Source organism: Serratia sp. CY52157 (assembly GCF_052168495.1).
GTDB classification, from domain to species: Bacteria; Pseudomonadota; Gammaproteobacteria; order Enterobacterales; family Enterobacteriaceae; genus Serratia; species Serratia ureilytica.
Map to the genome: position 1 here is coordinate 90,485 of NZ_JBJNMO010000002.1, position 12,721 is coordinate 103,205.

At 58.2% G+C, this 12,721-nt stretch carries 14 protein-coding genes; 10 read left to right on the plus strand and 4 right to left on the minus strand.

All coding sequences use genetic code 11. The features are described 5' to 3' along the window. The first annotated feature begins 68 nt into the window (after nt 1–68). Nucleotides 69–1,172 (plus strand): DUF1615 domain-containing protein, encoded by a 1,104-nt coding sequence (locus tag ACJ8IP_RS10130; protein ID WP_042783757.1) that lies wholly within the window; start codon nt 69–71, stop codon nt 1,170–1,172. A 52-nt stretch (nt 1,173–1,224) separates the two neighbouring features. Here the strand turns inward: ACJ8IP_RS10130 and ACJ8IP_RS10135 are convergent, their stop codons facing one another. Continuing rightward, nucleotides 1,225–2,904, minus strand: coding sequence for an alpha-keto acid decarboxylase family protein (locus ACJ8IP_RS10135; RefSeq protein WP_123061408.1), 1,680 nt, complete (start codon nt 2,902–2,904; stop codon nt 1,225–1,227). 671 nt (nt 2,905–3,575) lie between these two features. Between ACJ8IP_RS10135 and ACJ8IP_RS10140 the strand changes: the two genes are divergently transcribed. The 4 genes from ACJ8IP_RS10140 (at nt 3,576) to ACJ8IP_RS10155 (ending at nt 5,732) form a co-directional block, all read left to right on the plus strand. Beyond that, nucleotides 3,576–4,004 (plus strand): universal stress protein, encoded by a 429-nt coding sequence (locus ACJ8IP_RS10140; RefSeq protein ID WP_216474010.1) that lies wholly within the window; start codon nt 3,576–3,578, stop codon nt 4,002–4,004. Nucleotides 4,005–4,211: 207 nt separating this feature from the next. Beyond that, the gene (gene pagP / locus ACJ8IP_RS10145) at nt 4,212–4,802 is read left to right on the plus strand and encodes a lipid IV(A) palmitoyltransferase PagP (protein ID WP_033642007.1); all 591 of its coding nucleotides are present in this window, start codon (nt 4,212–4,214) and stop codon (nt 4,800–4,802) included. Between the two features lie 126 nt (nt 4,803–4,928). After that, the gene (locus tag ACJ8IP_RS10150) at nt 4,929–5,417 is read left to right on the plus strand and encodes a DUF2501 domain-containing protein (protein ID WP_033642008.1); all 489 of its coding nucleotides are present in this window, start codon (nt 4,929–4,931) and stop codon (nt 5,415–5,417) included. A gap of 51 nt (nt 5,418–5,468) precedes the next feature. After that, nucleotides 5,469–5,732 (plus strand): putative hemolysin, encoded by a 264-nt coding sequence (locus ACJ8IP_RS10155; RefSeq protein WP_019454261.1) that lies wholly within the window; start codon nt 5,469–5,471, stop codon nt 5,730–5,732. Between the two features lie 35 nt (nt 5,733–5,767). Here the strand turns inward: ACJ8IP_RS10155 and ACJ8IP_RS10160 are convergent, their stop codons facing one another. After that, nucleotides 5,768–6,385 (minus strand): hypothetical protein, encoded by a 618-nt coding sequence (locus ACJ8IP_RS10160; protein ID WP_164107213.1) that lies wholly within the window; start codon nt 6,383–6,385, stop codon nt 5,768–5,770. Between the two features lie 107 nt (nt 6,386–6,492). Beyond that, a complete protein-coding gene (locus tag ACJ8IP_RS10165; RefSeq protein ID WP_164107212.1) occupies nt 6,493–7,182 on the minus strand; it encodes a transporter in 690 nt (229 codons plus the stop codon). A 138-nt stretch (nt 7,183–7,320) separates the two neighbouring features. Between ACJ8IP_RS10165 and ACJ8IP_RS10170 the strand changes: the two genes are divergently transcribed. Together ACJ8IP_RS10170 and ACJ8IP_RS10175 are read left to right on the plus strand one after the other, a co-directional pair. Next, entirely contained in the window at nt 7,321–8,103 is a 783-nt protein-coding gene (locus tag ACJ8IP_RS10170; protein WP_033642011.1) for a DeoR/GlpR family DNA-binding transcription regulator, read from the plus strand. Between the two features lie 2 nt (nt 8,104–8,105). Continuing rightward, nucleotides 8,106–8,489, plus strand: coding sequence for a VOC family protein (locus ACJ8IP_RS10175; protein WP_033642012.1), 384 nt, complete (start codon nt 8,106–8,108; stop codon nt 8,487–8,489). Here the strand turns inward: ACJ8IP_RS10175 and ACJ8IP_RS10180 are convergent, their stop codons facing one another. Then, on the minus strand, nt 8,490–9,398 hold the full coding sequence (locus tag ACJ8IP_RS10180) for a LysR family transcriptional regulator (protein WP_004940584.1): 909 nt from the start codon (nt 9,396–9,398) through the stop codon (nt 8,490–8,492). Between the two features lie 125 nt (nt 9,399–9,523). On the opposite strand from ACJ8IP_RS10180, the gene ACJ8IP_RS10185 reads away from it, so the two are divergent. From ACJ8IP_RS10185 to ACJ8IP_RS10195, 3 genes are all read left to right on the plus strand, one after another. Next, nucleotides 9,524–10,405 carry a pirin family protein gene (locus ACJ8IP_RS10185; protein ID WP_016928920.1) on the plus strand — a complete coding sequence of 294 codons (882 nt, stop codon included), beginning with the start codon at nt 9,524–9,526 and terminating at the stop codon, nt 10,403–10,405. Between the two features lie 116 nt (nt 10,406–10,521). Further along, nucleotides 10,522–11,148, plus strand: coding sequence for an isochorismate family cysteine hydrolase YcaC (ycaC, locus tag ACJ8IP_RS10190; RefSeq protein WP_004928476.1), 627 nt, complete (start codon nt 10,522–10,524; stop codon nt 11,146–11,148). Between the two features lie 312 nt (nt 11,149–11,460). Beyond that, nucleotides 11,461–12,636, plus strand: coding sequence for a type I restriction endonuclease (locus ACJ8IP_RS10195; protein ID WP_033651051.1), 1,176 nt, complete (start codon nt 11,461–11,463; stop codon nt 12,634–12,636). The last annotated feature ends 85 nt before the right edge of the window (nt 12,637–12,721 follow it).

Genomic DNA, 12,721 nt, shown 5'->3' on the forward strand with positions numbered 1-12,721 from the left:
TATACTGGATTGTGCGCGGCGGCTGGGCTAATTTCAGTGCTGTTCATGTCATCACGTTCAGGGAAAAGATGCCGATACGCCGCTTATGCCACCCGAAGCCTCTCCGTTTGCTGAGCCTGGCCGCGCTGCTGGCGCTGGCGGGTTGTACCAGCAAAACCACCACCACCTCGCCGGCGGCGCGCCCCGCCGATGTCAAAGCGCGACTGATGACGCTGATCCCGGCCAATGCCGGCGATCGTCAGGGTTGGGCCACCGATATCACCGCCGCGTTCGCCGCGCAGGGCATCGAGCCGAGCGATGAGAACCTGTGCTCGGTGCTGGCGGTCACCGAACAGGAGTCGACGTTCCAGGCTAACCCGCAGGTGCCGGGGCTGCCGAAGATCGCCTGGAAAGAGATCGACCGCCGCGCCGATCAGATGCACATCCCGAACTTTTTGGTGCATACCGCGTTGAAGATCTCGTCGTCGAACGGCCAGAGCTACAGCGAGCGCCTGGATAAGGTGCGCACCGAAAAGGATCTGAGCGATATCTTCGATGACATGATCGACCGCGTGCCGATGGGGCAGAAGCTGTTCGGTCATTTGAACCCGGTTCATACCGGCGGCCCGATGCAGGTGAGCGTCGCCTTCGCCGAGGCGCATGCCAAAGGGTATCCTTATCCGGTTGACGGTTCGATTCGGCGCGAAGTCTTCAGCCGACGCGGCGGCATGTACTTCGGCATTATGCATTTGCTGGGGTACCCGGCCGACTATAGCCGGCCAATTTACCGTTTTGCCGACTTCAACGCCGGCTGGTACGCCAGCCGCAACGCGGCGTTCCAAAACGCGGTCAGCCGGGCGAGCGCCATTCCGCTGGCGCTGGACGGCGATCTGATCGACTTTGGCAGCGACAAGCCCGGCTCCACCGAGCTGGCGGTGCGCACGCTCGGCAAGCGCCTGAACATGAGCGACAGCGCCATTCGCCGGGCGCTGGAGAAAGGCGACACGGCCGGCTTTGCCGATACCGACCTGTATAAGAAGGTCTATGCGCTGGCGGGCGGCAAGCTGCCGCGCGAGATGCTGCCGGGCATCCAACTGGAAAGCCCGAAAATCACCCGTAAGTTGACTACCGCCTGGTTCGCCAAGCGGGTGGATGAACGCCGCCAGCGCTGCATGGCGCGCGCCGGCGGTTAACCCTAAAGAAAACGCCGCCGGTGGCCTGAGTCACCGGCGGCGCGATCGCGCATCAGGCGCTGCGGCGCGGGTTGGTCAGGCCGAAGTTAAAGCTGTTGCAACGGTTGCAGAACTCTTTCATCACCGGCGGCGTGTCCATCATCGGCACTTTCACCTCGATAAACGCCAGCCTATCCTGCCGCGAGGCGTGTTCCAGGGCCATTTCCAGCTGTTGCGTGGTTTCCACCGCCACGCTGAACGGCTGCGATCGAGTATTCAGCACCGCCGGCAGTTTGGCGTAGTCCCACGGGCTGATGTCGTTGTAGGACGAGCTTTCGCCGAGGATATAGCGTTCGATGGTGTAGCCGTCGTTATTGATCAGGAAGATGATCGGCTTTTGCTCGCAGCGCAGCAGGGTGGACACTTCCTGCGCGGTCAACTGGAAAGAGCCGTCGCCGATGAACAGCAGGTGGCGGCGTTCAGGGGCCGCCATCAGGGTGCCGAGCAGCGCCGGCAGGGTATAGCCGATTGAGCCCCAAATCGGTTGGTTGACCACCTTGACGCCGTCCGGCATGCGCATGCCGCCGATGGCCGCGCCGGAGGTGCCGTTTTCCACCACCACCACGTCATCCGCCCGGATGAAGCGTTGGATGCGCCGCCACAGATAGGCCTGGTCGATAGGCGCGTCGCTCGGCGTCGCCAGCTTCTCATGCGGGCTGGCCAACGGCGTCAGGGGCTGCGCCGGCGCGTCTTCGCTCAGATCCAACAGCGCCTGCAGCAGATCCGCCGTCGACACCGCCGGGTAGGAGGTGTTGCCCAGCTTCATTGAGAACGGTTGGATGTCCACCTGAGCGGCGGCGGGAATGTGCTGGGAGAAATAGCCGGTGGTGGAATCCACCAAACGCACGCCGAAGCTCAGCACGCAGTCCGAGTGGGCCATGTGTTCATACAGTTCGGGGCGCGACAGATTGCCGCTGTAGCCGCCCATCCAACCGGCGGTGTTTTCCGGGATAATGCATTTGGCGGTGGGCATATTGGTCAGCGGAATGGCGAAGCGGTGAGCGACCGCGATGACCAACTGCTGCAACTGGTAGCGATCCACCATTTGATCGACCAACATGATTGGGCGCTGTGCGCGTTTGATTTTGGTTAACAGCGCCATCGCCGCTAATTGCACATTGTATTTATCGCTGGCCGGTAATTGCGGTGCCGTCGCCGCCGCGGCGATTTCAATTTCCACATCGCAAATATCCGACGGCAGCTGTAAATACACCGGTTTCTTCTCTATCCAGGCGCGGGAAATAACGCGTGGGATTTCTTGTGCGGCATTTTCCGGTGTAATCAAGGCTTGCGCAACGGTGAATTGTTTAAAGCAGTTCATGACGTTGTCGAAATTGCCATCGCCCAGGGTATGGTGCAAGAGCTGGTGATTTTTCATCGCATGCAGCGGCGGCGTGCCGGCGATGCAGATAACCGGCGAAGATTCGGCATAGGCCCCGGCGATGCCGGACAGCGCGGCCAGATCGCCGACGCCGTAGGTGACGATCAGCGCGCCGGCGCCTTTCATGCGGGCGTAACCGTCGGCGGCGTAGGAGGCGTTCAATTCATTGCAGTTGCCGACAAACGCCAGCCGCTCGTCGTTTTCCAGCAGCTCCAGCAGGCTGAGATTATAGTCGCCGGGCACGCCGTAAATACGATCGACGTTCAGGGCGTGAAGCTGTTGCAGAATGAATGACCCGATAGTTATTTTCATTGATTGCTCCGAATTATTTATCTTTATTTTGTCAGGCGAAAATCAGCAAAAATAAATTGCTGGCGATGTTGTGTCGTTAGCATTAACAGTTATTTAAAGTGTCGGCTTGTTCAAGACAGGCGTGGCAGCCGATGAATAGGCGGTTTGTATTCGGCGCTTTACGCGATTGAATAATGTATAAATAGTGTGGTTATTATGCAGGTGGACAGTGCGGTATTTTTCCCTGGCGGTATATCGACAGAAAAATGGCGGCGTATTGGCATTTATCATGATGCAGGGCGAAGCATCCGGTACTTTTGACGCCGCGTTAAATCCCATCGGGTGGCGTAACGCTACTTTGCTGGTAAATAAAGGCAGAAGCCGGCGCAAAGGGGCATTTTGGTGATCCGCCGCACGCTTATTTCATGAAACCATCGCGCAACCAATCAAAAACAAAAAATTAACAATGTCGCTTTTTTATTCGCGTCGTGTTGTCAGTTTTACTTTACGGGGCTGCAATGCGCGCCGCCTCGGGCCGGCGTAAAAAAGCGTCGTTACGGGCGCTAATATAACGTGGCGACCATCACATTCCGTGGAGCCGATACGTAAACTTTTCTCTACGTGCGCCTGGATGGCGTATACCTACCAAAGGGCCTGCGTCCCAGCGGGGCTCGCCTGAGGGGGAAATAGCCATGAAAAGCTATCGACGTGTGCTGGTGCTGATCCACGACGAGCGTGATGGGTTGCCGTTGCTGCGCCAAACGGCGGCGATGGTGTATGGGCTGCCTGTCGCCATCACCGTCGGCCACCTGAACGCCGACTATGCCGAGTTGGAGTACGGCAGCGATGCGTTAATCAAGGATCGCCAGGCGCAGGAGGTGATCGCCGCCAAGGCGATGCTGAGCCGGCTGGTGCGCGCCGTCGATGCGCCGGTGGCGGTGAAGCAGATCGTTACCATTCGCCGCTTTAAGGACGTGAGCGATTTTATTCACCAGGCCGGCATCGATTTGGTGGTGGTCGGGCACCAAAACCGCCTGTTCGGCCTTTATTCCTCGTATTCTCTGGCGTTCGTGAACCGCCTCGATGTCGATGTGTTGGTCAAGCACCTGGCCCGCGAGTAGCGAACGACAAAGCGGACTTTTCCCACGGTTTTGCCGTCCGAAAGGCGCTAACATGCAGATGTCGGTGCAACCCGTTATAAACCAATGCGAATTTTCCGATGCTAAGCTTAACCAAGGCGAAACGGGCGTTGGATAAATTGGATACAGCTTGATCTTGCCTGGGCTATCGGTAAAAATCTTCGGCCGTATTTTTACAGGAGCTTTACCATGTTTCTCAAACGGACTCTGTTGGCATGTTCTCTGGCGTTGATATTTCCTGCACTGCCTTCTTACGCTGAGGTTAGTACAGAAAGTGGCAATACCGCGCAGGCCGAAAAACCGGGTCTATGGCAGCGCTTTACCCATAACGTGTCGGAGACCTGGAACAATTCGCCGAACCACGATCTCTATATTCCGGCCATCACCTGGCATAACCGTTGGACTTACGATGACGAACATATCGATAAGTACAACGAGCGCCCGTGGGGCGCCGGTTACGGCATCTCCCGCTACGACAGCGACGGTGACTGGCACGGCATCTACATCATGGCGTTCAAGGATTCCTTCAACAAGTGGGAGCCGATCGGCGGCTACGCCTACGAGAAGATCTGGCGTCCGTTGGATGACAAGGATTTCCGCCTGGGGCTAGGTTTCACCGCCAGCGTCACCGCGCGCGATAACTGGAAATATATCCCTATCCCGGCGCCGCTGCCGCTGGCTTCTATCGGCTATCAGCGGCTGACGTTCCAGGCGACCTACATTCCCGGCACCTATAACAACGGCAACGTGTTCTTCGCCTGGCTGCGCTGGCAGTTCTAAACTTCCTGAATTCCGAAAAACGGCGCGGCGGCGAGATAAAAGGAACTTGTCGCCGCAGGCGGCGTCGGAGAGGTATCCCGGCGCGCTGCGCCGATTGCATGCCGTTCTTACAGGAGTTTTATCACTATGATCACCAAACATCGTTTACTGCTGGCTTTGGCGCTGTCCGCGACCCTGGCCAGCGGCGCCACCCAGGCCGCCGGTCTGATGGATTCTCTCAGCAGCGCGGCGGGCGAACTGAGCAAGTCTGGCGGCGAAAGCGGCGGCGGCATGTCGCTCTCCTCGTTGACCGGCCTGCTGAACGGCGGCGACAAGGCGTTAAGCTCCAGCAGCATGACCAACGCCGCCGGCATCCTGCAATACTGTGTGAAAAACAATGTGCTGTCGGCTAACGGCGCCGAAGGGGTGAAAGATCAGTTGCTCAGCAAACTGGGCATCACCAGCACTGAAAACGCCAAGAGCCAGGATTATCAGCAGGGCCTGGGTGGCTTGCTGCAGACCGGTGAAGGCAAGAGCCTGGATCTCAACAGCCTGGGCACCTCGCAGATCACCGAGAAGGTGAAGCAAAAAGCCTGCGATCTGGTGCTGAAACAGGGCAAATCCTTTATTTCATGATCAACCCACGGCGGAGCGTTCCGCCGTGGGTATTTTGCATAAGCTGGAAAAATGAAAAAAACGTTGATGCTTTCCCTGCTGGCAGGGATGACGATGTTGCAGGGGTGTTCCGTGAAATCCAACGATGCGCCGCCACCGCCGCAGGTGAAACCGATCGGCATGGCGAACCCGGCCGACGTGTATTGCACCAAAATCGGCGGCAAGCTGAACGCCAAAGAAAACGCGGCGGGCCAGTATTCGACCTGTACGCTGCCGAATGGGCAGGAAATTGAAAGTTGGGAGCTGTTCCGCCGCGATCACCCGGTGAAAAAGTAACCTCTGCGGCGCCGGCGACTCTGCCCGGCGCCCGATCAGAATTGCCGATCGCCTATCGACTGCAGCTGCAGGCTGCCGTCCTTTTGCAGCGATAACGGTATGCGCCAATCGCTCCGTTTATCCAGGTTGAACGGCCTGGAGCGGAACATGCAGCCGGTCTTGATGTTCTTGATTTTCATCACGTGTTCCGCATCTGCATTCATTTTAACCTCGAAGCTGCCGGCGGCCGGAATAAAGACTTCCGCCAGCTGCTGCGGCGCGGCGGGCGTTTCCATTTTGACCAACACCGCGAAATCGTTGCCTTGATTGTCCAGCGTCAGCCGATGCAGGCCGGTTGCGGGCAGGCCGGTCGGCTGATGCAGATAGCCGGCTGACGCGGGCCAGGGTTGCCCGGTATTATCGTGCAGCGGCCCGCCGCATTGCTCACGTGCTTCGCGCTGCGGCATTTCGCGCTTGATGGCGCGGTTGTAATCGGTGGGGGCGGCGAGGCTGAATTCGTCGTCATACTGGTGGGTGAGCAGATAGCGCTTGACGCCGAGCACCCCGAGGGCGACCAGCATGAAGAACAGAAATACCCTCAGGCGATTTTTAAAAATCAGCCCAAACAGCTTCCCGGGTAATTGAAACAGCCACCTTGCGATCGTCAATAACATCGTTTTCCCTTTACGCCCAAGCCGTTACGTCTGCGGTAACTTCGCTTGCCTCAGTATAGCCAAAGCGTTGCCACCGGGCGGCATGCGCCATGAAATTCCTGTTTTTTTTATCCTAAACCTTCTTCCAACAGCAACAGCAGCAGGAAGCCGGCAAAGAACATCGCGGCGGCGAACGGGGTTTCCTTTCCGCCTTCATGCGCTTCGACCAGCAGCTCTTCGGTCACCAGGTAGAGCAGGGCGATCAGGCCAAAGGCCAGAAAGGCGGTCAGCCAAAATGCGCCCAGCATGGCCACCGGCGCCCCCAGCAGGCCGCCGATGGGCAACAGCAGCGCCAGGCCAACTATCGCCGCCATGACGCGCAGCCGCCTGCCGAGAAAGTCTTGCAAATCGCCGACGATCGACAATCCCAGGAACAGCACTTCCAGCGTTAACGCCAGCGTCAACAGCAGGCCGGCTTTGGCGCCGGCCGCGAAGGCAATGCCCAGCACCAGCCCATCGATAAAGATATCGACGCCGACCGCGGCGATAAAACCGACCGGCCCCTGCGCTTTTTCGCCCAGCCGCCGAACCAGCAACATTAACAGCACCCCCACAGCGCCGCCCAGCAACACCGCCAAAGGCGACTGCTGTTTGAGATCGGGCAAGATTTCGGTGGCGGCGGCGGCGAACACGATGCCGGCGGTAAAGTGATGGATGACGCGCATCGCGGCGTCGCCGGGGCGGCGATAGAGCGCCATCGCTGCGCCGACGACGGTGGCTGCGGCGGGAAACAGCGTATAAAGCACGGCGGAGGTCATCGCGTCATAATCCCTTATCTGTGATGTCACTTTCAGTCTAGACGAGCTCCGCCGCTTGAGTGTTGCCAAAAAAGTGTTTGTTCGATCGTGTACGTTTGTGTACATTCATGATCACTTTAGCATCGCCGGATTGACATGATGTCCAAACTGTTACCGAATGAGCGCCATCAGGCCATTCTCGACACGCTCCGCCAACAGGGGCGAGTGCTGGCTCTGGAGATGGCGCAGCGGCTGAATACCACCGAAGCGACCATCCGCCGCGACCTGCGTCAGCTGGCGGCACAGAATCTGTGCAAACGCATCTATGGCGGTGCGCTGGCGCCGACGCCGGCCGAAGGCCCCGTTGCGGCGCGCATTGCCCTCAGCGGTGATGAGAAGCTGGCGCTGGCACAGACCGCGCTGGGGGTGATCGGCGAAGAACAGCTGATCTTCCTTGATGCCGGCAGCACCCACCTGTATCTGGCGGATCTGTTGCCGCGCGATCGGCGTTTGACGGTGGTAACCAATGCGTTGAGCATCGCCGGCAAAATGCTGGAACGGCCGGGGATCCGCACCATCCTGATCGGCGGCGAACTGGATGCGCAGGTCGGCGGCTGCGTGGACGCCAAGGCGGCGGAAGAGATCGACGGATTTCATTTCGATCTGGTGTTCACCGGCATTTGCGCCTACGACCCGGCCGGGGGCTTCTCCGCGTTGAGTTACCAGGACGCCACGTTCAAAAAGCGGTTGCTGACGCGCGCCGGCAGCGTGGCGGTGCTGTGCACCCGCGACAAACTCAATACCTACGCCCCTTACCCCTTCCTGCCCGCCGGGCGGGTGGATCATCTGGTGACGGCGCGCGGCGCGCACCCGCAGCTTGAGCAGCAGGTGGCGCAGGGCGGCGGCCAGATCTGGCACAGCGATTTATCGACCGGAGAATGATGATGAAAATAGCCCATGTTGCCCTGTGGACCCGTGACATCGACGCGCAGCTGGCGTTCTGGCAGCGCTATTTCAACGGTGAAGCGGGGGAGGAGTACGTCAGCCGCAATCGGCCGGGGTTCGTTTCCCGCTTCGTCAGCCTGGCGGCCGGGCCAACGCTGGAGATCATGCGCGTGCCGACGTTGCTGCCGGCGCAGGCGCAGGAGGAGCGGGTGGGCTGGGCGCACATCGCGCTGTCGCTGGGGGATGAGCGGCAGGTCGATCGGTTGGCGCAGCGCGCACGGCAGGAGGGCATCTTGCTGTCCGCGCCACGCTGGACCGGCGACGGCTTCTACGAGGCGGTCATTCGCGATCCGGACGGCAACGCGATCGAAATCACCGCCTGATTACTCTTCTTCAATGCTGGCGAACTGCTCACCCAGATAGTCGAGCAGCAGCCGCACCGCCGGCAGCAGGCCGCGGCGCGACGGGTAGACCGCGTGCACGACGCCGCCCTGCGGCTGCCAGCCAGGCAACAGTTGCACCAGCTCGCCGCGCAGCATGTCGTCGCGCATCATCATCGCCGGCAGTTGTACGATGCCGGCGCCGGCGATGGCGGCGGTGCGCAGCATCAGCATGTCGTCGGTGACCAGCCGCGGCGTGTGCTCCCACTCCACCCGTTCACCCTGTGGGCCGGTCAGCCGCCATTGGTGCTGAGCGCGCGCCGGGCCGAGATCGAGCGTCGGGTATTTACGCAGGTCTTCCGGCGTTTGCGCCGGCCCGAGGGTGCGCACCAGCGCCGGGCTGGCGGCGACGCACCAGGTGCGCTGCGCGAGGATCTTCAGCACCAGATCGCTGTCCTCCAGCGGCGGCGGCCGCACGCGGATCGCCAGATCCAACCCTTCCCCCACCACGTCCACCCGGCGGTTGGTGGCCTCCAGATGCACCGTCACCTTGGGATAATCGGCCATAAAGGCCGCCACCATGCTGCCGACGCGAGTGTGCAGGATCGCCACCGGGCAGGACATGCGCACCGTGCCGCAGGGCTCGGCGCGCGTCTGCTCGATCGCCTGCTGCGCGGCTTCCGCTTCCACCAGCATCGCCTTGCAGTGCGCGTAATAGGTTTGGCCGACCTCGGTCACCGAGAAGCGCCGTGTCGAGCGCTGGATCAGGCGCACGCCCAGCCGCTCTTCCAGCAGCGCTACGCGGCGGCTGAGTTTGGATTTGGGAATGCCCAGCGCCCGGCCGGCGGGGGCGAATCCCTGGTGATCGACCACGCTGGCGAAGAAAAACAGGTCGTTCAGATCGGTCAGCATCGCATCCCTTATCGTTCTACCAGTAGAACGCTGAGTGTACATCTTGCCTACTACTGCAGCAAACCCCGGCGGATTAAACTTCTGATATCAACTTAAGGCCGTGAGGTCTGAAACGGGAGTTCAAGATGAAAAAAATCCTCGGTATTCACAACAGCCCGGAAGCACATTGGGTCGGTAACGGTTTCCTGGTGAATTCGCTGTTCTCTTATAACGATTTGGGAGCGGAAATGAGCCCGTTCCTGCTGCTGGATCACGCAGCGCCAACCAAATTCCGCTCCGCCTCCGGCACCCGTGGCGTGGGTCAGCACCCGCATCGCGGGTTTGAAACGGTGACCATCGTCTATCAGGGCGAAGTGGAACACCGCGACTCGACCGGCAGCGGCGGGGTGATTGGCCCCGGCGACGTCCAGTGGATGACCGCCGCCTCCGGCATTCTGCACGAAGAGTTCCATTCGCGGGACTTCTCGCGCAAGGGCGGCACCATGGAAATGGTACAGCTGTGGGTCAACCTGCCGGCCAAGGACAAAATGGCCGAGCCGGGCTATCAGACGCTGCTGAACGCCGATATTCCGGTGGTTCCTCTGGCGGACGGCGCAGGGCAGGTGCGGGTGATCGCCGGTGACTTTGGCGGCCACGCCGGCCCGGCGCGCACCTTCAGCCCGCTTAACGTGTGGGACATGAAGCTGAATGCCGGCCATACCACCACACTGACGGTGAAAGAAGGCCATACGCTGGCGCTGGTGATGCTGCACGGCGCGATCCTGGTTAACGGTGAAGACGTGGTGCGCGAAACCCAAATGGTGCGTTTCGACCGGGCGGGGGATTCGATCACCATCGAAGCCAACAACGACGTCGCGCTGTTGGTGCTGAGCGGCGAACCGATCGATGAGCCTATCGTCGGCTACGGCCCGTTCGTCATGAACAGCGACGCGGAAATCCAGCAGGCGTTCCGCGATTTCAACAGCGGCAAGTTCGGCAGCATGAACGCCGAAGCGAGCGCCGGTTGAACCTTGGCGCCTGGGGCGGACAGTGTTCCCCGGCTCAGGCGCTACACTTAAACCTCAACGCCCCGCCCTGCGGCGGGGCGTTTCATCCGCAACATCAACCCCACAGGAGTAAAACCATGACTGCAAATTACAAGCGCCTCGACAAAGACCAGGCCGCCGTATTGCTGGTGGATCATCAGGCAGGGCTGCTTTCGCTGGTGCGTGATATCGATCCCGATCGGTTTAAAAACAACGTGCTGGCGCTGGGTGATTTAGCGAAGTACTTCAACCTGCCGACCATTCTTACCACCAGTTTCGAAAACGGCCCCAACGGCCCGCTGGTGCCCGAACTGAAAGCCCAATTCCCCGATGCTCCCTTCATTCCTCGCCCTGGCCAGATCAACGCCTGGGACAACGACGACTTCGTCAAGGCGGTGAAAGCCACCGGCCGCAAGCAGCTGATCATCGCCGGCGTAGTGACCGAAGTGTGCGTGGCATTCCCGGCGCTGTCGGCGCTCAATGAAGGGTTCGAGGTCTTTGTGGTGACCGACGCCTCCGGCACCTTCAATGAGCTGACGCGTCAGTCGGCCTGGAGCCGCATGGAGGCCGCCGGCGCGCAGCTGATGACCTGGTTCGGCGTCGCCTGCGAGCTGCACCGCGACTGGCGCAACGACATCGAAGGCCTGGGCACGCTGTTCTCCAACCATATCCCGGACTACCGCAATCTGATGACCAGCTACAACACGCTGACGAACGGCAAGTAACGCGATAGATGGGCAGTATTTGCTGCCCATCATTTGTATTTGGATTCTGTATAAGTACCAGTACCAGCAATCGTTCACTCGCTATAAATTCCCATCTGTTAATACTTCTCTCTTTTTTATTGTGATCGACTTTAGGTCTTTTTGTTCCCATTTTGATTAAGGCTATTTGTTCTGCTATATAACTAATAATTAATGCTAATTCTATTAAATATTGACGGAGTTCTATTTAAGAGCCCCGCTTTGTTGCAAGAAAAGCGCTTTTGAACGTGTAATTTAAGACTACAGCGATTTAACACAGCAGAGGGATGATTGATGAATGCATTCAGAGATAAGCTTAAGGCCCATGTTCTTCATGTGGCCTCGGTAGGTCAGCATTGCAATACTGAGGAAACGACTAAGCAGGCATTAATTTTGCCGTTATTAGAAACCCTAGGCTTTCATCCATATGATCCTACTAAGGTGAAGGCAGAGTATGGTGCTGATTTTCCAGGTGTTAAGGTGGGTGAGCGCGTTGATTACGCCCTTTTTTGCCATGCGGTTCCCGTCATGTTCATCGAGGCGAAGTCTTTCAATCAAAATTTGTCAAATCATAGCCCCCAGCTATCTCGCTATTTTAATGCGACACCGGAGGTTACGGTTTCTGCAATAACCAATGGGAAAGAATGGCGATTTTTCACCGATCTGAAAGATAAAAACATCATGGATGATACACCATTCTTGAAGATAGATTTTAATAATCTAAACGATTCTGATATTGATCAGCTCTATCGATTTAGGCACGACCAATTTCAGCCGGAAGCGCTGCGGACATTAGCTGAAGAAAGCATCTATCTGACTTCATTTACAAAAACTATCAGCGCCAGTCTTCGAGATGTTGATTCTGATTTTGTTCGCTATGTAGCAAGTCGCTCTAACGTTCAGCGTCAGCTAAACCAACGATTTTTGGACACAATAACGCCATTGGTTCGTTTGGCTGTTGAAAAAGCGGTGAGTGCGATGGTCGTTTCTGGTCTGTCAGTGACGTCGGAAAATGTTGTAGCGTCTGAGTCACCAGATGAAGGTGAAGCGCAAAACAGACCGGATCCGCTCGCCCCGATCGTTGATCCCGATAATAGTAAAATAGTGACGACCTTTGCAGAAAGGTGCTTGTTTGACAATGTGGCGATGATCTTGGGCACTGAGGCAGAGCTGATTGCGAAAGACACGGAAAGCTATTACAGCATCCTCTTTCAAGGGAAGACGACGCGATGGGTTCTGCGCTATTTCGACAATAAGCAACGTCCAACCATTTTGCTTCCGCTTGAGATAGACGAGGCCAGACAGGCTGAGATAACTCGCGCCGGCCTGGAGTTGGCTGCAGGGGGGCATATCATTATCGACCGTCCGGAAAATATTTTGCGGCTAACGGGTTTGATCGTTGATTCTTACCAATATTGTATTAATGACGAAAACTTTAGGCAGAAGAGAAAAGATAAGCAGGAAAGTTAGTCCATACCCACTTTAAGCCGTTGATTGGCAAAAGAACATGAAGAGCTTTCCACGTAGGGCGGCATGTGCCGTGCGGAAAGTGGGA

Coding starts and splice junctions, on each gene's coding strand:
- ACJ8IP_RS10130 (WP_042783757.1), top strand. CDS start 69: ATGCCGATACGCCGCTTATGCCACCCGAAGCCTCTCCGTTTGCTGAGC.
- ACJ8IP_RS10135 (WP_123061408.1), bottom strand. CDS start 2,904: ATGAAAATAACTATCGGGTCATTCATTCTGCAACAGCTTCACGCCCTG.
- ACJ8IP_RS10140 (WP_216474010.1), top strand. CDS start 3,576: ATGAAAAGCTATCGACGTGTGCTGGTGCTGATCCACGACGAGCGTGAT.
- pagP (WP_033642007.1), top strand. CDS start 4,212: ATGTTTCTCAAACGGACTCTGTTGGCATGTTCTCTGGCGTTGATATTT.
- ACJ8IP_RS10150 (WP_033642008.1), top strand. CDS start 4,929: ATGATCACCAAACATCGTTTACTGCTGGCTTTGGCGCTGTCCGCGACC.
- ACJ8IP_RS10155 (WP_019454261.1), top strand. CDS start 5,469: ATGAAAAAAACGTTGATGCTTTCCCTGCTGGCAGGGATGACGATGTTG.
- ACJ8IP_RS10160 (WP_164107213.1), bottom strand. CDS start 6,385: ATGTTATTGACGATCGCAAGGTGGCTGTTTCAATTACCCGGGAAGCTG.
- ACJ8IP_RS10165 (WP_164107212.1), bottom strand. CDS start 7,182: ATGACCTCCGCCGTGCTTTATACGCTGTTTCCCGCCGCAGCCACCGTC.
- ACJ8IP_RS10170 (WP_033642011.1), top strand. CDS start 7,321: ATGTCCAAACTGTTACCGAATGAGCGCCATCAGGCCATTCTCGACACG.
- ACJ8IP_RS10175 (WP_033642012.1), top strand. CDS start 8,106: ATGAAAATAGCCCATGTTGCCCTGTGGACCCGTGACATCGACGCGCAG.
- ACJ8IP_RS10180 (WP_004940584.1), bottom strand. CDS start 9,398: ATGCTGACCGATCTGAACGACCTGTTTTTCTTCGCCAGCGTGGTCGAT.
- ACJ8IP_RS10185 (WP_016928920.1), top strand. CDS start 9,524: ATGAAAAAAATCCTCGGTATTCACAACAGCCCGGAAGCACATTGGGTC.
- ycaC (WP_004928476.1), top strand. CDS start 10,522: ATGACTGCAAATTACAAGCGCCTCGACAAAGACCAGGCCGCCGTATTG.
- ACJ8IP_RS10195 (WP_033651051.1), top strand. CDS start 11,461: ATGAATGCATTCAGAGATAAGCTTAAGGCCCATGTTCTTCATGTGGCC.